The sequence below is a fragment of the Bacillus sp. DTU_2020_1000418_1_SI_GHA_SEK_038 genome, assembly GCF_032341175.1.
In the GTDB taxonomy this organism is placed as follows: Bacteria; Bacillota; Bacilli; order Bacillales; family Cytobacillaceae; genus Cytobacillus.
In genome coordinates this window covers 1007128-1032040 of record NZ_CP135435.1, presented here as the reverse complement: position 1 = coordinate 1032040, position 24913 = coordinate 1007128, and the positions used below count along the sequence as shown (strand labels likewise).

30 protein-coding genes and 1 riboswitch are annotated in these 24913 nt (G+C 37.6%); of the genes, 12 read left to right on the top strand and 18 right to left on the bottom strand.

Annotated features, from left to right (window positions below; all coding sequences use genetic code 11):
• Positions 1-303: 303 nt before the first annotated feature.
• Positions 304-1362 carry a calcium/proton exchanger gene (gene cax / locus RRV45_RS05150; RefSeq protein ID WP_315667701.1) on the bottom strand — a complete coding sequence of 353 codons (1059 nt, stop codon included), beginning with the start codon at positions 1360-1362 and terminating at the stop codon, positions 304-306.
• Between the two features lie 442 nt (positions 1363-1804).
• Between cax and RRV45_RS05145 the strand changes: the two genes are divergently transcribed.
• The 4 genes from RRV45_RS05145 (at position 1805) to RRV45_RS05130 (ending at position 5826) form a co-directional block, all read left to right on the top strand.
• Positions 1805-2983: an MFS transporter gene (locus RRV45_RS05145; RefSeq protein WP_315667699.1), complete on the top strand. Its 1179-nt coding sequence runs from the start codon at positions 1805-1807 to the stop codon at positions 2981-2983.
• 235 nt (positions 2984-3218) lie between these two features.
• A complete protein-coding gene (locus RRV45_RS05140) occupies positions 3219-5141 on the top strand; it encodes a heavy metal translocating P-type ATPase (protein WP_315667698.1) in 1923 nt (640 codons plus the stop codon).
• Between the two features lie 75 nt (positions 5142-5216).
• A complete protein-coding gene (locus tag RRV45_RS05135) occupies positions 5217-5489 on the top strand; it encodes a hypothetical protein (protein WP_315667697.1) in 273 nt (90 codons plus the stop codon).
• Positions 5473-5826 (top strand): type II toxin-antitoxin system RelE/ParE family toxin, encoded by a 354-nt coding sequence (locus tag RRV45_RS05130; RefSeq protein WP_315667696.1) that lies wholly within the window; start codon positions 5473-5475, stop codon positions 5824-5826. Before RRV45_RS05135 ends, RRV45_RS05130 begins: the two co-directional genes overlap by 17 nt.
• A gap of 303 nt (positions 5827-6129) precedes the next feature.
• On the opposite strand, the gene RRV45_RS05125 is transcribed toward RRV45_RS05130, so the two are convergent.
• Genes RRV45_RS05125 through RRV45_RS05115 form a run of 3 tightly spaced genes read right to left on the bottom strand, consistent with a single transcriptional unit; the run spans position 6130 to position 7822 of the window.
• Entirely contained in the window at positions 6130-6954 is an 825-nt protein-coding gene (locus RRV45_RS05125) for a YihY/virulence factor BrkB family protein (RefSeq protein ID WP_315667695.1), read from the bottom strand.
• A 21-nt stretch (positions 6955-6975) separates the two neighbouring features.
• Complete coding sequence (locus tag RRV45_RS05120; protein WP_315667694.1) at positions 6976-7332, bottom strand: YtxH domain-containing protein; 357 nt, start codon at positions 7330-7332, stop codon at positions 6976-6978.
• A gap of 19 nt (positions 7333-7351) precedes the next feature.
• On the bottom strand, positions 7352-7822 hold the full coding sequence (locus RRV45_RS05115) for a low molecular weight protein-tyrosine-phosphatase (RefSeq protein ID WP_315667693.1): 471 nt from the start codon (positions 7820-7822) through the stop codon (positions 7352-7354).
• A gap of 327 nt (positions 7823-8149) precedes the next feature.
• Between RRV45_RS05115 and RRV45_RS05110 the strand changes: the two genes are divergently transcribed.
• From RRV45_RS05110 to RRV45_RS05100, 3 genes are all read left to right on the top strand, one after another.
• The gene (locus RRV45_RS05110; RefSeq protein ID WP_315667691.1) at positions 8150-8377 is read left to right on the top strand and encodes a DUF1128 domain-containing protein; all 228 of its coding nucleotides are present in this window, start codon (positions 8150-8152) and stop codon (positions 8375-8377) included.
• Positions 8378-8497: 120 nt separating this feature from the next.
• Positions 8498-9556, top strand: a complete 1059-nt coding sequence (mnmH, locus tag RRV45_RS05105; RefSeq protein WP_315667690.1) for a tRNA 2-selenouridine(34) synthase MnmH — start codon at positions 8498-8500, stop codon at positions 9554-9556.
• A gap of 183 nt (positions 9557-9739) precedes the next feature.
• Positions 9740-10063 carry a helix-turn-helix domain-containing protein gene (locus RRV45_RS05100; RefSeq protein ID WP_315667689.1) on the top strand — a complete coding sequence of 108 codons (324 nt, stop codon included), beginning with the start codon at positions 9740-9742 and terminating at the stop codon, positions 10061-10063.
• 259 nt (positions 10064-10322) lie between these two features.
• Here the strand turns inward: RRV45_RS05100 and RRV45_RS05095 are convergent, their stop codons facing one another.
• The 8 genes from RRV45_RS05095 to RRV45_RS05065 form a co-directional block, all read right to left on the bottom strand.
• Positions 10323-10475, bottom strand: a complete 153-nt coding sequence (locus tag RRV45_RS05095) for an anti-repressor SinI family protein (protein ID WP_315667688.1) — start codon at positions 10473-10475, stop codon at positions 10323-10325.
• A gap of 29 nt (positions 10476-10504) precedes the next feature.
• Positions 10505-10661: riboswitch (cyclic di-GMP riboswitch) on the bottom strand.
• Positions 10662-10889: 228 nt separating this feature from the next.
• Positions 10890-11198 carry a DUF5658 family protein gene (locus RRV45_RS22085; protein ID WP_410489334.1) on the bottom strand — a complete coding sequence of 103 codons (309 nt, stop codon included), beginning with the start codon at positions 11196-11198 and terminating at the stop codon, positions 10890-10892.
• A 58-nt stretch (positions 11199-11256) separates the two neighbouring features.
• Positions 11257-12126: an LPXTG cell wall anchor domain-containing protein gene (locus RRV45_RS05090; protein ID WP_315667687.1), complete on the bottom strand. Its 870-nt coding sequence runs from the start codon at positions 12124-12126 to the stop codon at positions 11257-11259.
• Between the two features lie 88 nt (positions 12127-12214).
• Entirely contained in the window at positions 12215-13111 is an 897-nt protein-coding gene (locus RRV45_RS05085; RefSeq protein WP_315667686.1) for a TasA family protein, read from the bottom strand.
• Positions 13112-13201: 90 nt separating this feature from the next.
• A complete protein-coding gene (locus RRV45_RS05080; protein WP_315667685.1) occupies positions 13202-13849 on the bottom strand; it encodes a TasA family protein in 648 nt (215 codons plus the stop codon).
• A 93-nt stretch (positions 13850-13942) separates the two neighbouring features.
• Positions 13943-14524, bottom strand: coding sequence for a signal peptidase I SipW (sipW, locus tag RRV45_RS05075; RefSeq protein ID WP_315667684.1), 582 nt, complete (start codon positions 14522-14524; stop codon positions 13943-13945).
• 396 nt (positions 14525-14920) lie between these two features.
• Positions 14921-15073: an anti-repressor SinI family protein gene (locus RRV45_RS05070; RefSeq protein WP_315667683.1), complete on the bottom strand. Its 153-nt coding sequence runs from the start codon at positions 15071-15073 to the stop codon at positions 14921-14923.
• Positions 15074-15117: 44 nt separating this feature from the next.
• Complete coding sequence (locus tag RRV45_RS05065; RefSeq protein WP_315667681.1) at positions 15118-15315, bottom strand: hypothetical protein; 198 nt, start codon at positions 15313-15315, stop codon at positions 15118-15120.
• A 235-nt stretch (positions 15316-15550) separates the two neighbouring features.
• Here RRV45_RS05065 and RRV45_RS05060 point away from each other — a divergent pair, with 235 nt between their 5' ends.
• Positions 15551-15895 (top strand): helix-turn-helix domain-containing protein, encoded by a 345-nt coding sequence (locus RRV45_RS05060; protein WP_315667680.1) that lies wholly within the window; start codon positions 15551-15553, stop codon positions 15893-15895.
• The gene (locus RRV45_RS05055) at positions 15896-16525 is read left to right on the top strand and encodes a class D sortase (protein WP_315667678.1); all 630 of its coding nucleotides are present in this window, start codon (positions 15896-15898) and stop codon (positions 16523-16525) included.
• 63 nt (positions 16526-16588) lie between these two features.
• Here the strand turns inward: RRV45_RS05055 and RRV45_RS05050 are convergent, their stop codons facing one another.
• Both RRV45_RS05050 and RRV45_RS05045 read right to left on the bottom strand, forming a co-directional pair.
• Positions 16589-17500, bottom strand: coding sequence for a pseudouridine-5'-phosphate glycosidase (locus RRV45_RS05050; protein WP_315667677.1), 912 nt, complete (start codon positions 17498-17500; stop codon positions 16589-16591).
• Between the two features lie 15 nt (positions 17501-17515).
• Entirely contained in the window at positions 17516-18613 is a 1098-nt protein-coding gene (locus RRV45_RS05045; RefSeq protein WP_315667676.1) for a carbohydrate kinase, read from the bottom strand.
• Positions 18614-18834: 221 nt separating this feature from the next.
• Between RRV45_RS05045 and RRV45_RS05040 the strand changes: the two genes are divergently transcribed.
• Both RRV45_RS05040 and RRV45_RS05035 read left to right on the top strand, forming a co-directional pair.
• Positions 18835-19251 carry a MarR family winged helix-turn-helix transcriptional regulator gene (locus tag RRV45_RS05040; protein ID WP_410489333.1) on the top strand — a complete coding sequence of 139 codons (417 nt, stop codon included), beginning with the start codon at positions 18835-18837 and terminating at the stop codon, positions 19249-19251.
• 34 nt (positions 19252-19285) lie between these two features.
• Positions 19286-20485, top strand: coding sequence for an MFS transporter (locus RRV45_RS05035; RefSeq protein WP_315667674.1), 1200 nt, complete (start codon positions 19286-19288; stop codon positions 20483-20485).
• A gap of 202 nt (positions 20486-20687) precedes the next feature.
• On the opposite strand, the gene motB is transcribed toward RRV45_RS05035, so the two are convergent.
• The 3 genes from motB to RRV45_RS05020 all read right to left on the bottom strand — a co-directional run bounded on the left by motB (position 20688) and on the right by RRV45_RS05020 (position 22607).
• Positions 20688-21461, bottom strand: coding sequence for a flagellar motor protein MotB (motB, locus tag RRV45_RS05030; RefSeq protein WP_315667673.1), 774 nt, complete (start codon positions 21459-21461; stop codon positions 20688-20690).
• On the bottom strand, positions 21454-22248 hold the full coding sequence (gene motA, locus RRV45_RS05025; RefSeq protein WP_315667672.1) for a flagellar motor stator protein MotA: 795 nt from the start codon (positions 22246-22248) through the stop codon (positions 21454-21456). Before motA ends, motB begins: the two co-directional genes overlap by 8 nt.
• Before the next feature lie 155 nt (positions 22249-22403).
• Complete coding sequence (locus RRV45_RS05020) at positions 22404-22607, bottom strand: hypothetical protein (protein ID WP_315667671.1); 204 nt, start codon at positions 22605-22607, stop codon at positions 22404-22406.
• A gap of 215 nt (positions 22608-22822) precedes the next feature.
• Between RRV45_RS05020 and RRV45_RS05015 the strand changes: the two genes are divergently transcribed.
• Positions 22823-23011, top strand: a complete 189-nt coding sequence (locus RRV45_RS05015; protein WP_315667670.1) for a hypothetical protein — start codon at positions 22823-22825, stop codon at positions 23009-23011.
• 300 nt (positions 23012-23311) lie between these two features.
• Here the strand turns inward: RRV45_RS05015 and hutH are convergent, their stop codons facing one another.
• The gene (gene hutH / locus RRV45_RS05010; RefSeq protein ID WP_315668935.1) at positions 23312-24805 is read right to left on the bottom strand and encodes a histidine ammonia-lyase; all 1494 of its coding nucleotides are present in this window, start codon (positions 24803-24805) and stop codon (positions 23312-23314) included.
• Positions 24806-24913: the final 108 nt, after the last annotated feature.

The following is a 24913-nucleotide window of genomic DNA, read 5'->3' as shown; positions in this document are numbered from 1 at the left end:
CGATAAGTCGATTCGCTACTAAAAAGGAGGATGACAGTTTATTAAAGTTTCATCATTCCCAATTAAAGGTTTTATGGTCCAGTAAACATATAAAGGCTGGTGGTAAATTCCTAAAAAAGCGAGTTTGATTTACATCCTTTTTCTAAATTATTTAAGTTAAAACGACTCTGGAGAAAATTCAGAGTCGTTTTTTGTGTGAAATAAATTGTCATCAGATTAAGCAGGACTTGTTCTAGATGTAATCACCAATGAATCCTTTAGGCTTTACATTCTGGATTGGGTGCAGAATGTAAATGTCTTTTTCTATAATAAATAAAACCCGATCCCCATTATTAAATAGGCTGCAAGTAAAGTTGCTCCTTCAAACCAGTTCGTTTCCCCATCATTTGAAATGATGATCATAAGAAGCGCAGCAGTCACCATTGTGATTAGCTCTGGCATAGTGAAAACTAACGGCATCTTTACCGGGAACATTAAGGAAATCAGCACAAGCAATGGGGCAACGAACATCGCTATTTGTAAGGTTGACCCTACAGCAATCTCAACAGCAATATCCATTTTATTTTTGTAAGCCATAATAATCGCTGATGCATGCTCTGCAGCATTCCCGACAATGGCAACAATTACAACCCCAATAAATAATTCTGTCCAGCCAAAGGTTTCACCGACTGCTGCGAATGTGTGGACTAAATTTTCGGATACATATGCAACCGCGACAGTCGCTAGAGCAAGAATGAGCAGCGCTTTTCCCTTCCCCCACTCAGGCTCTTCCTCACCATGTCTATCTTCATTCACATTTTCTGTCTGATAAACCCCACGATGTGTAACAAGTTTGAAAAATAATGCTGCTAAATATAATGCAATTAGGATAATCGATATCCCTACACTAAAGTTAAGCGTATCGCTCTCTGACATCGTCATTGAAAATATTTCAGGGATGACAAACGCGACAATCACTCCAAACATAAGCAATCCAGAATTATGTCTTGCATCAAACACGTTGAAGGTTTGGCGTTTATACTTCAATCCCCCGACAAAAAAGGATAAACCAGCGACTAAAAGAAGGTTTCCGAGGACAGACCCCGTTAAGGACGCAAGCACTACTCCAACCAAGCCTTCCCTAAGAGCAAATATCGAAATAATTAGTTCAACAGCATTTCCAAATGTCGCATTCAGCAAACCTCCAATTCTCGGACCTGCAACAATCGCAAGGCTCTCCGTTGCCCGCCCCATAAAGCTTGCAAGAGCAATAATGGTCACACAATAAATAATAAACAGTAAAATGCTAGACCAATGCATAAGAGTCCCAATGACAGAAAGAGGCACACCGATAAATACTAATGCTGAAAAAATTTTATTCATTCTTATAACTCATCCCTTCAAATAAGAATGTTAACTGACTGATATTTTTGGATTCTGACCGATATAATCATCAAAGTGACCGGTATATTTGGATTCCGACCGATATTTTCATCAAACTGACCGATATAAATGGATTCTGACCGATATCCCCATCAAACTGACCGATATCTCTACATTCTGGCCGATATACCCATCAAACTGACCGATATAAATGGATTCAGGCCAATTTCCCCCTCAAACTGACTGATATTTTGAAAATTTGACCGTCCAACTGACTGGTTTCCTAAAAATTAATCAAAAGTCTGTCACCATATCTTTCCCAAAAGAATGAAAAAAATGATTTTTGTTGCCAATAATTGTGATTGCATATACCATCATTATTAAGTCTTTATTTACTAAATTTATGCAGGAATTTCTGTTCAAAGTTGAGGTTTTGAAAAAAATGAAAGAAAATATGCGGTTTTGGATTTTAGTTAGTATTGTTGCGATCTCGGGATTTAGCCAAGGAATGCTGCTTCCGTTAATAGCTATTATCTTTGAAAATGATGGCGTTTCTTCGAGCTTAAACGGACTCAATGCAACGGGTCTGTACATAGGAATTTTGCTTATTTCCCCTTTTATGGAACACCCATTGAGAAAATACGGATATAAACCCGTTATCATTTTTGGCGGCTTGCTTGTGATTGTTTCACTCATGCTGTTCCCTTTTTGGAAATCCTTTTGGTTTTGGTTTTTCCTTCGTCTATTGATTGGAATTGGCGACCACTCCCTGCATTTCGGAACACAGACATGGATTACTTCTTTTTCACCAGAACATAAAAGAGGCCGTAACATTTCCTTATATGGATTGTTTTTTGGTGCAGGCTTCGCGATTGGACCTATGATGGCACCATTGATAAAAATTAGTGAAGCCCTTCCTTTTATTGTTTCATCCGTACTTTGCCTCATTGCATGGTTATTTATATTTACATTAAAGAACGATTTTCCGGAGCAAACCATTGAGATTAATTCTTTTAAAGAAACAATGAAGAGATTTAATAAAGCGATGAAATACGGCTGGGTGGCCTTCCTACCGGCATTTGGCTATGGATTTCTTGAATCATCATTAAATGGAAGCTTTCCTGTTTACGGGCTAAGGATTGGACTGGAAGTTACATATGTTTCCATGCTTTTAACCTCATTTGCAATTGGGGCTATCGTATTTCAATTGCCGCTTGGATTATTAAGCGATAAGTTTGGCAGAAGAAATATTTTAATGATCATCCTTTTCACTGGTTTTTTAAGCTTTATGGCAGCCAGTTTCCTAGAAGAGATGATGATCGGGTTAACGATTTGTTTATTCATAGCTGGAATGGGTGTCGGCTCCACTTTTTCCCTTGGGATCAGTTATATGGCCGATTTAACCCCTAAAAACATGCTACCTACGGGAAATTTGCTTTGTGGCGTTGCATTTAGCATCGGAAGCTTGGCCGGTCCATTTCTTGGCGGAGTTTTCATTCAGCATTTTCACTCTTTCAGCTTCTTTCATATAATAAGCGTCATGCTGTTTCTTATATTCTTAACTGTCGCCATTTTTGGGCAAAAACAAGTGGCCTCTGAGAAGGAGTCTTATTCTCAATAAGTAAAATAATATTAAATTAATAATTATTATAAAAGATGAACATATTCCTTCCCATTTCATAACCTATATAGTAAACTATGGGTAACAACTTAAAACAACTGTATTTCCAACTTAGAGTAATTGCTGTCGCCTTAGAGGCGGCAGCTTTCGTTGTTTTATAGGGGTATTGATGTTGATTATTTTTCTCAATTAGAAATAACAATTGAAAATTAGTATCATTAAGGGGAGGATAAATATGAGTACAGAAGTGAAAGCACTATTAGAAAGTCCAGTAAGCAAAAATGAAAGCTTTATAGAAAAAATCAAACCACATGCTGAATTAATGGCTGCTCTATTTAGCGGTGTACTCATTGCCGCTGGATGGATATTGGATCGAAATGAGCTGGCAGCCCCTTCAGTTGCTGCTTACATCCTCGCTTTTATAATCGGCGGGTTTGCAAAGGCAAAAGAGGGAATCGAAGAAACGATCGCTAATAAAGAATTAAATGTTGAAATGCTGATGGTTTTTGCGGCGATCGGGTCGGCTATTATTGGTTATTGGACAGAGGGCGCCATCCTTATCTTTATTTTTGCAGTAAGTGGTGCACTTGAAACGTATACGATGAACAAAAGCCATAAGGAAATTTCCGCCTTAATGGAGATTCAGCCTGAGGAAGCTTTGCGGGTTAATCATGGCATGGAGGAAAAAATCCATGTATCACAATTGCGCATCGGCGATCAAATTCTAGTTAAGCCAGGAGAACGGGTTCCTTCCGATGGAAAAATTATCAAAGGGCAATCCACCATTGATGAATCAGCGATCACGGGGGAATCGATTCCGGTTTCGAAAGAAAATGAAGATGCTGTATTCGCTGGCACAGTTAACTTAAATGGTTCGATTACCGTGGAAATTACAAAACCAAACAGTGACACTCTTTTTCAAAAGATCATTCAGCTTGTACAATCCGCTCAGAGCGAGAAATCTCCTTCCCAGCTGTTCATCGAACGGTTTGAAGGCACTTATGTAAAAATCGTTTTAGCCGTTGTTGTTCTGATGATGTTTGTCCCCCATTTCCTTTTAGGATGGAACTGGACAGAAAGCTTTTATCGGGCAATGATTTTACTTGTTGTTGCTTCACCGTGTGCCCTTGTTGCTTCGATTATGCCTGCCACCTTGTCAGCCATTTCAAATGGGGCGAGACACGGAATTCTTTTTAAAGGCGGCGTGCATTTAGAAAATTTAAGTCATGTAAAAGCTATTGCGTTTGACAAAACTGGCACCCTTACAAAGGGAAAACCAGAAGTGACAGATATCATTGTAGCTGAAGGACTATCCAAAGAAGATATTTTATTAAAAGCTGCTTCTATTGAAAGTCACTCAACACATCCATTGGCTAATGCCATTGTGAAATTTGCAAAAGACCATTTAACTGATTCCCTCATCAGTCCTGAAAGTATTGAGGATGTTACGGGCTGGGGAGTAAAGGCCAATATTGACGGGGAAGAATGGAAAATTGGGAAAGCCGCTTTTGTTGGCATTGACGCTGCACAAAGCTTCAGTAATGGAGCCGCGCGGAAAATGGCCAGTGAAGGGAAAACGGTTGTTTTCGTTCAAAAAGACGTCGGTATTGCCGCCATTATTGCTCTGCAGGATGTCGTCCGCGAAGAGACGAGAATGGCAATCGATCAATTAAAAAAACAGGGCATCTACACAATCATGCTTACAGGTGATAGCAAAAATACGGGAATGGCCATCGCGAAGGACTCCCATGTTCATGATTATATTGCCGAATGCCTGCCAGAAAATAAAGTCGAGCACCTAAAAAAGCTTCAGGAAACCTATGGAACAGTAGGGATGGTTGGAGATGGAATAAACGATGCACCTGCATTAGCTACAGCTAATGTCGGAATTGCGATGGGAGAAGGTACAGATGTGGCGCTGGAAACAGCAGATGTTGTCCTGATGAAAAACGATCTCCCCCGCATTGCAGAAGCCATCAAACTTTCAAGAAAAATGAATGGAATCATTAAGCAGAATGTTATTTTTTCAATAACAGTGATCATGCTGTTAATTGCATCCAACTTCCTGCAGTTTGTTGATTTGCCTTTTGGCGTCATTGCCCATGAAGGAAGTACGATTTTGGTTATATTGAATAGCTTGAGGTTGTTGAAGTCTTAATCAATCCGGGATTTAAGTAATATAACATGTAGTTTTAAGTAGGGATTTGATATAATTATTTCGAGGTGATATTTTATGAGTACTTTAAGTGAAAATGCTAAACAAGAGCTATTTAGAGCCCTTGAGGGGAAACAATCCGTTGCTTTTGTTGTTAATGGTAAACTTGTTTCTGTTGAGATTGATGAGAACGAAAAGGATTTAAACGAATTGCCTCATTACGATTTAGCAAAGGAAATTGAAGAAGACTCTGAACTTAAAGATTCATTAACAAGATATCTCAATTCCCCCAATATGAAGCGTTATTCTGGAACTGAATTAAAGGAAAAGCGTCGTGAAAGAAGAAGCTAAGCAAACATATCAAGTTGTCTTTACAGATGAATTCGATTTGTGTTTGGATATAATCCAGGAGTTTTATGCAGATCAAGGCGACGAAACTTTAGCTTGGTGGTATTTAAAAGAAGAAGAAATTATTGACTATATAGAAAGCTTACTTTCCACTAATCCTTTTATCGGTCGTTCCGTTGATAAAGGAAAATTTAAAGGTTTGCGAAGGATTACTTACGGAAAAAGCAAACACCTTATGTTAAATTATTTGATTTACTATGCTGTTCATCAAAATGACTTTTTCATTGAAGTTATTAACATTTTACCTTCAAGAACAAAACGAAAAAGAGTAACAAAATAAATTAAAATAAATGCATATCCTTTATTAAGGGATGTGCATTTTTTATTAAAATAGAGCCAAGAGAATTTCTCCTGGCCCCATTTTTATAAAACTTTTATTTAGTGATATCCATTCTGTCCGTTAGCTGAACCTGAAGTTTTCTGGTTTGGTTTGTTCTTTCCTTTTTGCTTTGTTCCGCCATCTTTCTTCGATTTCTTAGACATCAATATAAGCCTCCTTCTTTGAAGACGAGTATTTTTCCCCCTGTCTTATTCTTTGAATTCGGACAGGATTTATGAAGGAAACTTATAGTAAAAGATCACCTTAACAATCTTCCTTTTTGTATTTACTATATACCGCATTGATTTCTCCACCCAAGATGATAATGATTCCGGTTAAATAAAACCAGATCATCAAAACGATGATCGCTCCGATGCTTCCATAAGTAGCCGAGTAATTACCGAAATTGCTCACATAATAGGAAAAAGCCAAGGAAGACAGCTCCCAGCCCACCGTTGCAAAAATAGCACCAGGTATAACGGTAATACATCTCAGTTTTATATTTGGGGCAATCCAGTATAAGCCCGTGAATACAATAAATAAAATAATCGAGCTCACAAGCCAGCGAAGCGTATTCCAAATCGTCATAAACTCATCAGATAAGCCAAATTTAGCAAAAAGATAGATCCCAATTATTTTTCCGAATACCGGCAGCAATAAGGCGACAACGAAAACAAATAGCATGGCAAACGTAAAAAGAATGGCCATACCTCTAGCCACGATAAAGGACCGGCTTTCTTTCACATCATACGCTTTATTAAAAGCACGAACGATCGCATTGATTCCATTGGATGCTGACCAAATTGTTGCAATGATACCGAGAGAAAGCAGCTTACCATTCTTTTTCGATAACTCATTAAGATTCGTCTCAATCAATTTCATCGTTTCCTGCGGTGCAAAATCTCGAATCACCGAAAGAATATCCTCCTGGGTAATCGGTAAATAAGGAAGCAGTGAGATTAAGAATAGAAGTAAAGGAAAAAGAGATAGCAGGAAGAAATAGGCTAACTGCGCAGCCCATCCGAATAAATCGTCCTCCATCAATCTTTTCTTCAATTGCGAAACCAAATTCGAAAAGGCTAGTCCCATCCCATCACCTCTTAAGTAGTTCTAATTCACAAATTTACTGTTGTCCTCATCCTCATCCTCATCCTTTTCAAAAAAAGCTTCCTTTGTCTCTTCCATTAGCTCCACTACCTCGGTTGTTGATTCCTTTAATTCATCCACTTTCTCCATAATAAATGAAACCTCTGAGCTAACCTGTTCAAACGTTGATTGAATTTGATTAGACATGTCCTTAATCTGACTTATTGCTTGTCCCGGATTTTTTACATAGTAGGATATTTCTTTAGTTGCTCTTTTGCAATTAGCTGTAACGGACTCCCGGGTATCCCGATCAAGCAGGCTTAAAGCACCACCTGCAAGAGCTCCGTATAACACACCTTTCCAAAATAACGACTTCCCCATTCTAGTCACACTCACTTTCTTATATATTATGGTCTTTACGCAGTTCTTTTAACAATTGTTCACAGCCTTTTCCGATAAGCTCGTACACCTCTTCAAAGTTCCCCGTAAAATAGGGGTCTGGTACATTTTTGTCTGTTGCCTCTTGAACTAAGTCTAGCAGCTTTATGACACGGGCATTAGTGTTTTGGTTTCTCAGCTTTTCAATGTTTTGCACATTGGAAGCATCCATCGCGATGATGTAATTGAAATCTTGAAAATCATTCTTCTGAAATTGTCTCGCTTTCAGCCCCGCTGCAGAAATATTATATTTTTTCAGGATCTTCCTTGTCCCTTCATGCGGCGGTTGTCCAATATGCCAATCGCCAGTCCCGGCTGAATCCACTTGGATTGTATGTTCTAACCCTTCCCTTTTTACTAAATCACGAAACATTGCTTCCGCCATAGGCGAGCGGCAAATGTTTCCTAAACAAACAAATAATACGTTAATCATCTTGTGATACCCTCCTTGACAACATTTTCTTTCATATTTTGTCGTTGCGCAACTATATATGTCAGAGAAGTGCTCAGTGAGCCTCTTCGCTTTTACCGGTAACAGCTTTTTTTACTCTTCGCAGGTATGAAACCTCTTCACGGGAAATGAAACCCCTTCTCTTTTACCGTGAGCAGCTCTTTTTCACCTCCGCGGGCAATATGCAAACACTTATGGAAAGCTAGCTTGAATTAAGATGCCAATTATGGTTGACTTTTAATTCATAACATGGAAAGATGAGAATACTTGATGGAGTTGGCGGATAGATTTTTTAGAGGAGGAATTCGGGTGGATTTAGCACAGAAATCAGTAGAAAATGTGGAATACATGATTGAAAAAATTAAAGAAAAACTAAAGGTTTTAAACTTTGGAGCAATTAAACCTTCCCATTTTGACGAGGAAATGTATGAGGAATTAAAGGATATCTATGATCTCGTCATGAAAAAGAACAGCTTTAGTCCCAACGAAATGCAAGCTTTGGCAGAGGAGCTTGGGAATTTAAGAAAAAATAAGTAATTGCTAAAGCAGCCGGTATGAAGGCTGCTTTTATTTTTTGTAAAATCAATCAACGCCTTTTCATTTTGCAAATTAATGGATAAAATATTTTTAACAGATGCAGACTCGGAGGAAATCAAAATGAAAGAAATCAGTGTCGAACAGCTACTTGCGTTAAAGAATGCTGTTCCAATTGATGTGAGATCACCTGGCGAATATGACGAATTCAAAATTCCCGGGGCAGTCAATGTCCCTTTATTTACGAATGAAGAACGAGCGATGATCGGAACTATTTATAAACAGGAAGGGTCAGATATGGCAAAGTGGCGAGCGATGGAAGTCGTTTCTCCAAAGCTCCCTTCCATATTGGGGCAGATCAAGGGCATTCGGGAAGAAGGCAAGCATCCTGTTATTTATTGCTGGAGAGGCGGAATGCGCAGTCAATCGGTTGCTACCTTTCTATCATTTGCAGGAATATCCATTCATCGATTGGCTGGGGGATATCGGGCCTACCGGCAATTTATACTTGAAGAAATACCTGGGCTAATCCCTTCTCGAGCCATATCCATACACGGCATGACAGGTGTAGGCAAAACCGAAGTATTGGAAAAATTAAAGGAAAAAGGCATGCCTGTCATTAATTTAGAAGCACTCGCCCGCCATCGTGGCTCCATCTTTGGATCGTTTGGTTTATTCGAAGGACATAATCAAAAAACTTTTGACTCCCTTCTCTTTCAAACCTTATGGGAAGTAAAGGACTCCCCATTTTTCCTAGTAGAGGCCGAAAGTAAACGGATTGGCAAGGTGGTTCAGCCTGATGAATTGCTGGCAATAAAACATCAAGGCTTTAATATTAACCTTCAAGCGTCATTATCCTCTCGTATCGAGCGGATTTATCGAGAGTATGTAGAGCCTTATCAGCATGAACAGTGGTTTCATGATAAAGTTATGGAACGGTTAAAATATATTTTTAAACGAATAAAGGATTCAGACATTATAGCCGCTTTAAATGAGGCAGCAAGAAATAAAAACTATAAATTGATCATTCAAGTTCTGCTAGAAGAATATTACGATCCTCGGTATTCCCATAAGCAACTAGATTATGTGGGAGCGTTTCATCATATTGAAGCTGAAAATACGGAGAAAGCAGTCGAAGAGATTTTGAAGTTATTGGAAACAAAAAGTGCTCTATCAAAGTAATTTGAGCACTTTTTGTTTTTTCTTTATTCTTATTAAAATTAAGGACAAAAAAATAAATACTTATTCGAATATTATGATAAGATGTTAGTATATTTTTTGAACATATTGTTCTTAATATGGAACTATTGAACTATTTTTGTTATGATGATTTTATATATTCGATGATAAGGTGTGTGAGATTGGATGATCGGTGATCGCGTAAAATTACTTCGTAAAGAAAAGAAAATGTCGTTATCCGAGCTTGCCGAACAAGCTGGTGTGGCCAAGTCTTACTTAAGTTCACTAGAAAGAAACCTGCAAACCAATCCTTCCATACAATTTCTTGAAAAAATCGCAGCTGTCCTTCATGTTCCGGTTGATCATTTAATTCATGAACAGCCGAATACAGATGAATTGGATTCGGATTGGGTCGATATCGTTCAAGAAGCGATGAATTCAGGTGTTTCGAAAGAACAATTCCGGGAATTTCTCGAATTTAATAAATGGAGAATTGATCAGAATAAATAGATACATTGGCTATTTCTAAAAAGATGCAGAAGCAAGGTAGGTAAGCTATGAGCTTCTGCGTCTTTTTTGCAATGGGTTCCTTGTCAAACCGCCATATGCGCACATGTTCTCTAAGTTATTCATCCCGAATAAAACCCGTTCACATGCACACATATGGCAAAATCAACAACAATCACTAATCTCCCTTTGCAAAATAAAAAGCATTCCTATAAAGAACGGCAGTCCTTTAAGAAACACTTAGCTTTCTGTTCTATTATCTCTATTCAGCCACTTTCCAAGCTAGCTTTTTTACCCCATTTTTTAATAAGAACTCCCTAATTTCCTCTTTCTCAATCCCCATTTGCTTCGCCTTTACAATTAACTCCATCCACTCACTGTCTAGTAATTCCAGTTGGACTCTTGTTTTCCCCACACTCTTCCCCCCAAAATACGAATCGTATTCCAGGCAATCCAGCCATCTTGGTATGGAATCTGCCTTTTCTATGAGCTGCCTGCTATAATGAGTTTATGCAGCAAATCTTAAAAAAGAACACTTCATTCATACTTTAGACCTGTGACTTTGCGTCCCTATCTTTCAATAGGTTTGCCTTTTTCTGAAGCTTATCTCATAGGTAAAATATCGTCTAATTTTATTGTAATGGATAGGCTGTTGATAAATGTGTTATATTTTGTCAATTTTCAAATAATTTTTTACTCTTTTTTCTACAAATTACCACATTTTTTACATATTCACCGTTAGACTCTAATTAATCCTAGAAAAAAAGTCTATTATTAACTAGTTTCTAACATAATCGTGTTAAATATAGTCGAAATTCTTTTAAATCATTTATATGAGGGTTATGATCCAAATGGCATGAATTACAAAGACAACCGTATATATACCAGTGGCTGCTAGGGCTAAATGATGTACAATTTTTTTTTGAGGAAGTTTTTTAATAAAAAGGAATATACATAGAGCAGCTGATAGAATAACTTTAAAACCTAGAAAATAGAACGGATTTTTTTGGTAAAGGGCATTCATGATGGGATTACTTTCCTCAATTAAAGAAAACTGAATACCGAAAAATGTGACTAAACCATCGTACAAATTCAGTAAAGCTAAATAAAGAAAGATCTTTTTTAAATCGTTGTTCACTTATTATCATTCCCGACCAATACTAGTAATAAAAGGGCCTTGATCGCATTATTTCCAATCAAGGCCTTTGATTATCTCTTATACGTCTTTTTTGATATAGGAGAAAACCACCGCCTGCAGTCATTAATATGACCCCTATTAATAAATAGTTATACATATTTGTGGCTGTTGAAGGTAAGATTTGTCCCTTTACGATTGGTGCATCCAATTCTTCAATAGGAATGGAACGTATAGGTATCGGCATAGCCGTATCCTCTTCCGTAGCAGGATTTTCTATATTATTATTTTGATCATTTCCTTGATCTGACCTCGTTTCAGGACTGGTAGTAGGGGGTGCAGCATTATCATCTATTGGATCGGTGACAGTGGTTGAATCAGAATCTTGGTTTGGATTAGGATCTGGACTAGGCTCAGGAACAGGATTTGGATTTGGATTTGGATTTGGATTAGGTTCAGGATTTGGATTTTGACCTGATTTTTCTATTACAAACCTTAACTCAAAATCAAAAGCTAAACCTTGAAATTCATTCCCTAGTTCATAGGGGAAAGTTACTTCAAACTTTAAATCCTCTTGGCTTTTTGAAGGTAAATGTCTAGGCTCAAACCCATCGAAGTCAGATAATTTGCCACTATATAAAACTTCCTCCGAATCCCATACTTTTAAAAGAAATTCATTGTAAAGTTTCTTTGAACCATCTTTGAAATAAGATTCTGTATTATAGTTAAAATCACTTTCTCCACGGTTTTGAATAGTTAAAATCCTTGTCGCCCAATCCCCAGGTGACATATTTTTCACATCGAATAAATAGTTACTAGGTTTTGTTTCAATATTAGGTTGTTGGTTGGTACTTGCTTGAATATTAATGGGTTTAAGGAATAATACTACATAGGCACATATAAATGTAATGATTAATAACTGTAATCTCATAGGAACTCCTTTCTTTCCTTAAAAAGAAAAGAATGTGTGTCAATAAATATAGAGATGAGGGAATAACCTTTTCGATGTTTTTTTACTTTTAATTAAAAGGTATGTCTAAAGTAATAGAATAATCATTATTCTTATACTTTTGTGTAAAGGTAATACTTTCCCCAGCTGGATTTGCATTATTTATATTTGCAGTATTTGATTTAATTGTATTTCCATCACTGAACGAAAATTCAACTTGAGCACTTAGCTTATAGCCTTGTTTTTCATTTTGCCATTTCCATTCATTTTTTATTATTTTTACCTCGGTAATTGTAATCGCATCTGGAGTTTCTTGTGATTGGTAATTATTTTCCCTTTCTGTCCCTGAGTATTGTGTTGCTTCTAAATTAAGAGTTAGTTTCATATCTAAACCTTGATATTCATTTTGAAAATATAAACCTGTCTCATTATCTTTCTTATCATCATTTTTAAATGTTATCATCACAACTATATGATCAGTATCTCCTACCGGTAAATCAGGCTTTAACGGTACAATTAACCCTTGTTTTAAATATGTTGTAATATCTGGAGATTTTCCGTTATCTGTTAGTCCCTTAAGGTCCTGTAGTGATACATTATCCCAAGGTGTTATGATAGGCTGCAGATCACTAGTTAAAAAATTAATTATAAATTGTGAGGCAAAATCACTATCAACAATATTGCCTTCTCTATCCTTCACTTCAATACTAGTATGCATGAGGACTTTTTCAATGTCTAATGTTCCAATATTTTCAATTTTAAAATCACGGAGCATATAGTCACCAGGTTTTAATTTTGAAACATTAAATATTACAGAAGGGTCTACTTTAAGATCTAGAACACCTGATTTTAGGGTATTGTTCATTGTCTCAACATCATTAAATGCCGCAAAGGTTCCTCCGCCTACTAATGAAAGTCCTAGAGCAGCACTAGCAATGCCTAGAGTTAATTTCTTTTTAATAGTCATTTGACTCACCATTTCTTCCTATTAATTTTTTAATAAAGAAAATTCAAGATATAGAAAGGTGGGTTAATTAACCCACCTTTCATTCCTTTATTAGTTGTTTGCTCTTTCAGAACCAGCTTCTTGTACTGCTTCGAAGTTGAAGTTAAATTCGGCAACCGCATTTTGGTACTTATTTTGATCATATTCACCATCACCGTCGGTATCTGCCTTCTTATCAACAAATTCAACTTTGATTTTAATTGTATCTGCATCTCTACCGTCAAAGTCTTTATCTCCGTTATTTAAATTGTCACTAGAAATATCAAATTTATTATTATTTGCATAATCAATTAAATCCTGCATAGAAACATATTTCGTGTTGTCATCACGTACACCTGTTGGAGTAATTCCTGCCAATTTGTTTTGATTGTCAGAATTAAGAATAGTTACTGCTAGTTCACCATAGAAGCCAGGAATTGTTTCATCCGCAGGATCAACTGTTAACCAAACATCCGGAATATTTAGATTACCTTGATTTTGTAAAGTGAATTCTCTAGTCATTGTATCCCCAGGAATCAATTTCTTTACCTTCATTTCACCTGTAACTTTATTACCAATCTCCAAATTTAGTACTCCCGCCTGCACACGATTTTGCATTGTTTCAACATCGTTAAACGCTGCCCAAGTTCCTCCACCAATTAATGATAATCCTAGTGCTGCTGATGCTACTCCTAAACCTAATTTCTTTTTGATTGACATTTTTCTTCCTCCTTGGTTTCTCCCTCGTTTTTTTACGAGGTATGTAGTTTTTTTATTGAAATCCTTATGTTTTCATAAGGAGAACAACCATAATTAAGCAGTTTTTTCTGGTCCCTGGTTTTCATCTCTTCTCTTTGTTGCATGCTCTATTTCTTTCAGAGCCTTAAATATTGATATTGCAGAATATAGGAGTAATAAAACTCCCGGCCCAATTAGTAGAGCTGCTGTTCCAGCTTTTGATTTTGCAAAGTCTATAAAATAACCTATATATGGAATCGAAAATCCTGTGTATTCACCCACTACATTCTCTGAGAGAATGAGATTGGAATCTGGATGTTCGTTATTATCACCTTTAGTTTGATACATTACATGGTCGCCTCTTTTTACAACATCAATGACTCTATGAGTAACGATTTTTTGTTCATCTTCCATGTATGTGATGACATCATTCTTTTGGAATCTAGTTTTATCTCCAGCAGGTTTAACAGCGATGATTGAACCAGTTTTAAAAGTCGGTTCCATTGATCCTGATAGTACATTTTTCAGCTGGTATCCTAATATTTGTGGCTCTCCTCCTGAAGCTTTAGAGGAAATTACTAAAACAGCCATCAATATTACTAGTAAAAACAGTAGTACCGTAATTGCATTACTTAATCCTTTCATTACTTTCTTCATTACTTTCACCCCTTGAAACTTTCGTTATATTAAGTTTGGTTCCTAACAAATTCAGTCAAATACATTCCGTTGCTTTGTTCATAAAAAGGAACAATTCCAAGTTAGATTAAGTTTTTTGTTCTCTTTAACGAACTTGCTGATTTGAGTATATGTCAAAAGCCTTAATTTTAAAAACCCCAAAAACGGCCATTTTTTCTATGTAAAGAACGTTTTATGCTTGTTTCCTTGATATTTCTCTTGTTTTCTAACTATTTTGTAATTTATTTAGAACACTTTTGTTCTCTCTATAGAACTTCTAATTAACATTGCAAAGAGACAAAAAAAGAGTATCTCTTAAAAGGAATAAAAAAATCCTTGTAAGAAATACTCGAGGTTATACTATTATTCTATCGTGTATTAGCATATCGACTTATTAGGTAAAGGCTCGTTTAAAATGTAATTTTGAAGGAAATCGCGAACATCTTCTTTTTCAACTCCTAATTTTTTTGCCTCTAGTATAAGCTCGATCCATTCCATATCTAACTTATCATTGAGTACCTTAGTCTCCATTAGACTGCTCTCCCCCTAAAATTAGTTCTTATTAAATTAAATGATTACCTTAATTGTTTAAAATCATATTTTTCTATTTTCTTCCGATACGGTACTGCCTTTATATGAATTCTTTCCATGGTCAAAGCATCAAAAAATGGGTACGCTGTTAAATCTTTTCCGCAAACAGGGCACAGCCAACTTCCTATTTCGCTGCTGCTATAAGATGGTCGATGGCATTGATCACAGTTTTTTTGATACATACATGACACCACCTACAATGGAATTTTTGTTCTTTTTACAGAACCTTCTCATAGAGTATAGTCTAATATTCCTATTTTATAAAAAATCAAATTCCCCCGTTTTTTCGTTTTAAAGAACATTTTTCTTTTGTTTACTATGTTATTCTTTAGTTTTCTCAATATTCCGTATTTTTTATTGAACACTTTGTTCGTTATAATGAAAATGCAGTTTAATAAATAAAAGGGGATTAAATATATGGTTGGAATCCGTATAAAGAGGTTAAGAATAGAAAAGGGGTTATCCATCAATGAGCTGTCCGAAAAAGCGGGTGTATCTAAATCCTATTTAAGTTACATAGAAAGAGGCATTCAACAAAATCCATCTCTGCAAGTGTTATCAAGACTAGCAAAAACTCTTGATACGGATGTTGAGGATTTATTGGATCAGAGAAAAAAAGCAGAGCCAACTGAGATGATTCAAGTAGATCGTGAATGGATTGAATTGGTCCATGATGCGATTGATAATGGAGTGACGAAAGAGGAATTTGCTCATTATTTGGATTTTATTAAATTTAAGAACATGAACGGGGGCAATGAATAAGTGTTTGCCAAGAAACAATTCGTTCTTATTTCCGCTTCAATCATTATGTTAACGGGGATGGGACTTGTACTTTTCTCAATAAAAGATATTTATATCCATGAGAAGAACAAAAAAACTTCTTTAATAGAAGCTAAAGAGAAAGTCCAAATTAAGTCTCAAGAACAGGAACATGATCTTGATCTTCAAAATGAACAAAAGGAGATTATTAACTCATTCAAAAAAGGAGAGGTGATCGGAATTTTAGAAATCCCTAAACTTCAAGTTGAGCTTCCGATTGTTGAAGGGACGAGCGAATATGAACTAGAAAAAGGAGTTGGCCATTACTCCAGTACGGCTCTGCCAGGACAGCCTGATCAAATTCTGCTTTCCGGCCACCGGGAAACTGTCTTTCGCCGACTCGGAGATTTAAGAAATGGGGATGTATTTCACGTCATCATGCCATATGGCTCCTTTAGCTACGAAATTACAGGCTCCCAAATTGTCGAAGCAAATGATACAACTGTTATCAAATCTACCGCACCTACAGAAACACTAACAGTCTCCACCTGTTATCCCTTTTCCTATATTGGTGACGCCCCTTATCGCTATGTGTTAACCGCACATCGAACAGAAAAACCCGTTACAAATTAAAATGGCCAATCCGCACGGTTAGCTAAGAACCGGAGGAGTTGGCCATTTTATTATGAAAACTTATTATTTTTGTAAGCTAACTGCAATTCTAGAACCAACTTCGGCATTATGCTTCACAAGTGCAATATTAGCTGTTAAGCTTGTACCTTCTGTAAGTTCTTTTACTTTTCCTAAAAGGAATGGCGTTACTTCTTTACCAGCGATATTGTTTTCCTTCGCTTCTTTTAATGCAGATTCAATGACATTTGTAATGAATGCTTCTTCCATTGCATCCGCTTCTGGGATTGGGTTAGCAATGACAACACCGCCGTTAAGGCCAAGCTCCCATTTTGTACGGATAATAGCTGCTGCATCTTCAGGAGTGTCTACACGTTGGTGCAGGCCAAAAGGACTTGTACGTGTATAGAATGCAGGAAGGACATCTGTTTCATATCCGACAACAGGAACACCATGTGTTTCTAAATATTCTAATGTTAAGCCGATATCAAGAATCGATTTAGCACCTGCACATACGACAGCTACGTTTGTTTGTGCTAATTCTTGAAGGTCAGCAGAAATATCCATTGTAGTTTCTGCTTCACGGTGAACCCCGCCGATTCCGCCTGTAACGAATAATTCAATACCTGCAAGCTCTGCGCAAATCATTGTCGTTGCAACTGTTGTAGCACCATCTTTCTTTTGCGCTACTAGGTATGCCAGGTCACGGCGGCTAGCTTTCGCGACATCTTTGGCTTGTCCTAAGTATTCTAACTCTTCATCAGAAAGACCGATTTTAATTTTTCCACCTAAAATCGCAATTGTTGCTGGAACCGCACCGTTTTTGCGGACAATCTCTTCCACTTCTCTAGCCGTTTGTACGTTTTGCGGGTAAGGCATTCCGTGTGAAATGATTGTAGATTCTAATGCAACAATTGGTTTGTTTGCTTTCTTTGCTTCTTGTACTTCTTCTGAGTATTCGATCCAGTTTTCTAACATAATGGCAAAACTCCCTTATTTAAAGTATTGGTTATAAGTTTCTTGCAAGTGAACTTGATTTAAATTCGGATTCACAGTTTCGTGAGATTGCAGTGTAATAACAGAACAGGATATCCCTATTTTACAAGCATTTTCGATACCTAATCCTTGTAAATGTGCATACATGATTCCCGAGACTAGAGAATCACCAGCACCTGTTACATCTTCCACTTGAATTTTTGGCGGAAGGACTGTTCCAGACTCACCATTTTGTGTAGAGTAAATGAGACCTTTATCTCCTCTAGTGATAACGACCTTTTCTACACCCTTTTCCAGCATTTTTTCTGCTGCCTTGAAAAAATCGCTATCATTCTTAATTTCCATTTCAGATAAGGCTTCTGCCTCGTCCTTATTGGCAATTAACCACGTGACTCCAGCCAGGCTTTTTGGAAGCTTCTTTACTTTTGGCGCAGAGACAGGTGTAATACAAACTGGAATTTTTGCTTCATGACAACGAACGATTAGCTGCTTAATGACTTCTGCTGGAAAGTTCGTATCAATAACAACTAAATCTGATGAAGCAATATGTCCCCATTTTCTCTCTACAAAATCAATGTCAACCAAATCATAGATTGACATGTCTGCTAGAGCAATCGCCATTTCACCCTCATGATCTAACACGGCGGTATATGTTCCTGTAGCAGCATTCGAGAAAGCTTGGGATGGACTAATGTCTGCATACGATTTTGTATGCTCCAGCAGCCAATCGCCTTCTCCGTCCTCACCGACTGCAGTCATAAGAGCGACATCGCATCCTAATCTTCCTAGGTTCTCTGCAATATTTCTAGCCACCCCGCCAAATGATTGCGAACTTTCAGCAGGATTGGATGTGCCAAGCTGGAGCGTTTGAAGTGTCTGTATTTTTCTATCCACATTGGATCCCCCAATACAGACGATATGCTTCCGTTTTGGAAGCACATAGGCTCTGCCGAGAAGCTTTCCCTCTTTTGTTAAAGATGAAATATAGCCGGCAACCGCTGATCGGGACAACCCCGTCTTTTCAGAAATCTCATTTTGTGAGATAAAAGGATTTTCCTCAATAAGCTGTAATATTAACGACTCTTTTTGGTTCATAATGATTCAGCCCTTATTATTTAATAAACTTTTGTTTTAATTATAAACATTTGTTTTAATTTATGCAATATCTTTTTTATAGCCCTTTTTTAAATAGGGATTACTGATTATTCCCTTCTACCTTTCCCCACTTTTAATTATTCAATTATTGTTATTAACTAGACAGAAAAAGGAATCAGGAATATAATTAGCTAGGTAACTAATTTTGAAGGGTGATTTTTTTGCATCAAATACAAAATAATCTTTTTCATTCGATTAACCAGTTTAGCCGGCACTTTTCAAAAGTCCTAAATGAAGCATTAACTCCTCTTGGATTATACACAGCTCAATGGACAATTATATATTTACTTAAGACGAATGGGCCAGCCACTCAAAAGGAATTGTCCCATTATCTAGGAGTTGAGGCGCCGACAATGACGCGGTCGCTAGCAAGAATGGAAAAATCAGGCTGGATAACAAAAAAGACCGGCATCGACAAACGAGAAAAACAAATAATACTTACTGAGGCAGCTAACGATATGTATGATACTTGGCTTCAAACTGTACGGTCATGTGAGGAACAAGTTTTAAAAAATATTTCTGATCAAGAGACCACAGAAATGCTGTCAATTTTGAAAAAGATGTCAGTCAATCTTTAAGTTATATCTGATGGAAATTTTTAGGAGGACATCTATGAAAAAGCAACCATTATGGACAAAGGACTTTTTAAGTATTTCAATTACAAGCTTTTTTATGTTTATCGGCTTTTATATTTTGCTGACAACACTGCCGATTTATGTATTGGACGATTTAAATGGGAACGGAACCCAAGTAGGATTGATTACTTCCGTTTTCCTCATAGCAGCGGTGTTGATCAGACCATTTTCAGGAAAATGGCTTGATGAAATTGGTCGGAAAAAGATTCTTCTAATTGCACTGATCTTGTTTTTCGTTTCCAGTATTTTTTATTTTTGGGCGAATACAATGCCGGCTTTGCTTATTTTACGATTCGTTCACGGCATCGGGTTTGGGATGGTGACTACAGCAGCTGGTGCGATTGCAGCTGATATTGTACCAAATGAAAGAAAAGGGGAAGGACTTGGCTATTATTCGATGTTTATGAACCTAGCCATGGTAATGGGGCCTTTTGCTGGTTTAACTATTATTCAGTACGCGAGCTTTAACTCGCTGTTTATTTTATGTTCCATTTTATCATTCCTAGCCATACTTCTTTCATTCGCTGTACAATTGCCTAAAGGGAATACGATCGTGTCAAAAACAGCTCAGCAGCCAAAGTTATCGTTTGCCAGCTTATTTGAGAAGAAAGCAATTCCTGTTTCAATCGTGGCTGGAATTCTTGCTATTAGTTATTCTGGAATTCTTGCGTTTATATCTGTTTATGCAAAAGAGCTTGGTTTAATCGAAGCTGCTAGCTTCTTCTTTGTTGTTTATGCTGCTGCTATGCTTATTTCCCGGCCTTTTACCGGAAGATGGTTTGATCTTTATGGGGAAAATAAGATTGTCTATCCGGCAATCATTTTATTTGCCATTGGGATGTTTTTGCTTAGCCAGGCTACTACCACCTTTGGATTTTTACTTGCCGGGGTCATAATCGGCTTAGGATATGGAAGCCTTACTCCTTGCTTACAAACGATAGCCATTAAAAATTCTGATCCTTCAAGAAGAGGGCTAGCCACTTCGACATTCTTTACATTTTTCGATACTGGCATTGGACTTGGTTCTTACGTTCTCGGAATAATCGCCGCTTATACAAGCTTTTCAACTGTCTATTTCATTTTAGTCGGAGTCATTTTTCTTGCTCTGTTTGCTTACTTTTTGTTACACGGAAAGAATGCATTATTGCCACAATCCAGAAAGACATCAGAAGTTTAATTGGAGGAAATCAGCTTGTTGGCTGATTTCCTTTTTAGTTCTGTTAAAATAGGATGTTGTAATTGATAAAGAGCGGGGCGATTTTGCCTGGAGAAAACCTTTTTTGCGTAGCAAAAACCGCTTTTCGGAAGGTAAATCGAACCCGCGGTCTATCAACAATTCTGTTTAACAAAGGCATAAAAAAAACTAAACCAATTAAGGTTTAGTTTCCGGTTCTAGGCAATATTAATATTTCGACTCTTCTATTTTTCGCTCTTCCCTCGCTCATATCATTAGATGCAACGGGCTGAAATTCTCCAAAGCCCTTCGCACTGAACCAGCTTGGATCTAATTTTTCATTCTGCAGGACGATTTTCATAAAGTTTATCGCTCTCATCACACTTAATTCCCAGTTTGATTCAAACGGTGCATTTCCGATTGGAACATTGTCTGTATGCCCGCTAATGATAATATTCCGCGGGGGATCCATAACAAGGAGCTCGGCAATTTCACCTGCTACCTTTAAATCATTCGTCCTAACGTCAGCACTTCCAGGTGAAAATAATACATTGTCGCGAATAGAAACGAGCAATCCTTCGTCTGTAAGGGAAGTTTCAAGCTTTTCAGTCAAGTTATTCTGATCAATATACGAATTTACTTTATTTTGGATGTTAGTAAGTTCCTGTTGATCTGCTTGCTGAAGTAACTCCGCTTCGTATTTCTGATCATCTTTACTTTTCGTATCATCACCTTTAACATCTGTTGACTGCATCTGCCCTTCAGGTATTGGACTTGGGAAATCAAAAACCCCTGTTCCTCCCGAAAATGCACTATTAAAAGCCCTTGATATGGCCTGAAACTTTTGAGCATCAACTGAGCTTGAAGCGAACAGAACGATAAATAAGGCTAACAGCAAGGTTAATAAGTCTGCATAAGGGAGCAACCATGATTCATCAACATGCTCCTCTTTTTGGTCTTTCTTTTTCCTTCTACTCACCTTTCTTCACGCCACCTTCTTCAAGAAATACTTTTCTTTCTCCTGCCGGTAGGTAAGAAGCTAATTTTTGTTCAATCACTCGCGGAGCCTCTCCTTCAAGAACCGATAAAACACCTTCAATCATCATCGTCTTTAGCTTTGACTCCTGCTTGGATTTTCTTTTCAGTTTGTTAGCAAATGGATGCCAAAGGACATATCCCGTGAAAATTCCTAGTAATGTTGCTACAAACGCAGCACTGATCGCAAGACCTAATGAATCCGTATCATTCATATTTCCAAGGGCTGCAATTAATCCGACAACAGCTCCCAATACTCCAAGTGTCGGGGCATAGGTTCCAGCCTGAGAGAAAATTTGCGCTCCCGCTGCATGTCTCTCTTCCATAGCTTCAATTTCCTCATTCAAAACGTCCCGTATGTAATCTGCACTTTGACCATCTACAGCTAGCGAAAGCCCATTTTTCAGGAATGGATCATCGATTTCACTTGTCTTTGCTTCAAGGGCAAGCAGTCCTTCTTTTCTGGCAAGCTGTGCCCATTCAGAAATCATTTTTATTAAATCAACTGGATTCATTTGTTTTTTCTCTTTAAAAATAATACCGAATAACTTTGGAATTCGTTTTATTTCGCTAGTCGGAAATGCAATTGTAACCGTAGCAACTGTTCCAAGTATAATAATTAATAAAGCTGCGGGGTTAAATAGTACTGCAGGACTTATTCCCTTCAAAACCATCCCTACTCCGACAGCGATGATACCCAATATTAAACCAATTAACGTTGTTTTATCCATATGTCCTCACCTATCTTTATTTAAAAATACTCCCTCTTTCTTATTTCGACATTTTCCACTAAAGATTTAGGTAAAACTTCTTATTTTTTCTAGTGATTGAATACTAGGATAAATTAGAAAGAAGACAGGGTGCTTCCCTGTCTCCTTTTATTGCTTTAGAACCAGCAGCATCTATTTCTTCTGTCTCTTCTGTCATCAAAAATACCTCTGACATCATCACGTCTATCGCGTCTTCTGTCATCATCCTCGATAATTACACGATTTGCACGAATAAATACATTGTCAGCATCGATGCGTCTTCTTCTGTCATCACGGTCTCTGTCTCGGTCTCGATCTCTGTCACGGTCACGTCCACACATTTTTTATCCCCTCCTTCGCTAGCAGCTACTATAAGGTATGTCATTGATAAATTTTTGAGTGGACAAACATAATGATTTCGAATCTTTTTTTTAAAAAAAGTGAGCAGCCCCCTTTTTAAAGCCGCTTATATGAATACCTTAGCGTAAAAGATATCCATTCTTCATACATACGATTTAACGTATCAGGGGAAAATACGTGGAGAATACCGAAAGGAGTGGACACATTGGCTCGAGGCAAGGGTTTCAACCACAAAAATAAAAATCACCCAGGTAATTTCCCTGACAACTCCGTAATCGAAAATAAAGCAACAGAAGCACAGGAGGATGAAGAATTTCTTGTCGTGCAAGAAGCCTTCAAAAATCGAATAGAAGGCCACGATGGTACTGAATTTAGGGATAAATAGACGAAAAGCTGTCCAATCATGCAACTTTTTGGACAGCTTTTTGGCTTTTCTCGAATACTTGTCCAATTAATCAACTTTATTGGACAGCTTTTTTACTTTTCTCGAAAACCTGTCCAAATAAAACACTTTTCTGGACAGCTTTTTTACTTTTCTCGAAAACCTGTCCAAATAAAACACTTTTCTGGACAGCTTTTTCACTTTTCCTGAAAACCTGTCCAAAAAACTTTTATTGACAGGTTGATTACCTTCCTAGAATAGCTGTCCAATAAACCTGAACATCATACCTTTTCAATTCCTAGCCTACAGAAGGTTTATATCAATCTCCTTCAGCCAAGCAGCACAAGCTGCCGTATCCTTCGAGAAAATCCGGTCCTTTGTAATAGATGGCACAACCTTTCTAGCTTCTAAATAAAATTTCTTTGTTTTCTCCGCCATTTTTTCAAATCCTTTGAACTCTGCAGCCTGAAGCGCACAAATCAACTCAATTGCTAGAACATTATTCACGTTCTGTATAATTTGATAAGCGTGTCTTGCGGCAATTGTTCCCATACTGACATGATCTTCCTGGTTTGCTGAAGATGGAATTGAATCAACACTAGCAGGATGAGCTAAAGTTTTATTTTCAGAAACTAAAGCAGCCGCACAGTATTGAAGAATCATAGCACCAGATTGAAGTCCTGGTTCCGGGCTTAAAAACGGCGGCAAGTCATTCAACTGGGGATTTACTAACCTTTCAATTCGGCGTTCAGAAATATTAGCAAGCTCTGCAACCGCAATTTTCATAAAATCCATGGCAAGTGCGATCGGCTGTCCATGGAAATTTCCGCCTGAAAAGATATTTTCCCCTTGGTCAAAAATAAGCGGATTATCTGTTGCTGCATTCATTTCAATTTCAAGCTTCTCTTTCACATAGTCTAATGCTTGCCATGAAGCCCCGTGAACCTGTGGAATGCAACGAATCGAATAAGCATCTTGAACACGAATTTCCCCTTGCTTCGTGATGAGCCCGCTGCCCGATAAGTACTCTCTCATTCTTTTCGCTGTTTCTACTTGCTGTTTATATCCTCTAGCCAAATGAATTTTTTCATCGAAGGCATCAATAATCCCATTTAATCCTTCCATTGTCACAGCCGCAATTAATTCACTTTGGTAGGCCAGTCTTTCCGCTTCTAAATACGCAACAACGCCCATAGCCGTCATTGCCTGTGTACCATTAATGAGAGCCAGACCTTCCTTTGCTTCCAACGTTAGCGGCTCCAAGCCCTCTTCCATCAGTACCTCAAGGGAAGGTTTTCTCTCTCCTTTGTAAAAAACCTCCCCCTCTCCGACAAGAACTAAAGCTAAATGAGAAAGCGGCGCTAAGTCCCCGCTAGCTCCTAACGAGCCTTGCTGTGGAATTACCGGGTGGATTTCTCTATTCACAAGCTCAAGCAATCTTTCAATAACAACGGGTCTTGCACCTGAAAACCCTTTTAACAAGGCATTCGCTCTAAATAGGAGCATGGCACGTGAGACGGGCTCAGGAAATGGCTCTCCCACTCCGCAAGCATGTGACCGGATAAGGTTAAGCTGTAAATCCTTTACATCCTTCTGATCGATAAGAACATCACTAAACTTCCCAAATCCTGTAGTGATTCCATAAATAACTCTTTCTTCCTCCACAATCTTCTTTACAGCATCATGACTTTCCTTCACGGCTACCATACTTTCTTTAGATGCCTCTACCTTTTCTTTTTCAAATAAAATCCTTCTTGCTTCCTCTAATGTTAATGAATTTCCTGTTAATGTAACCATGTCCTTCCCCCTCAGTTCGTTATTAACTTCCTTTAATGTTAAAGTGTGATCAGATAAAACAACCATTTCCTTCCTCCTCAGTACATTAGTGAGATAAAGAAAAGGCTA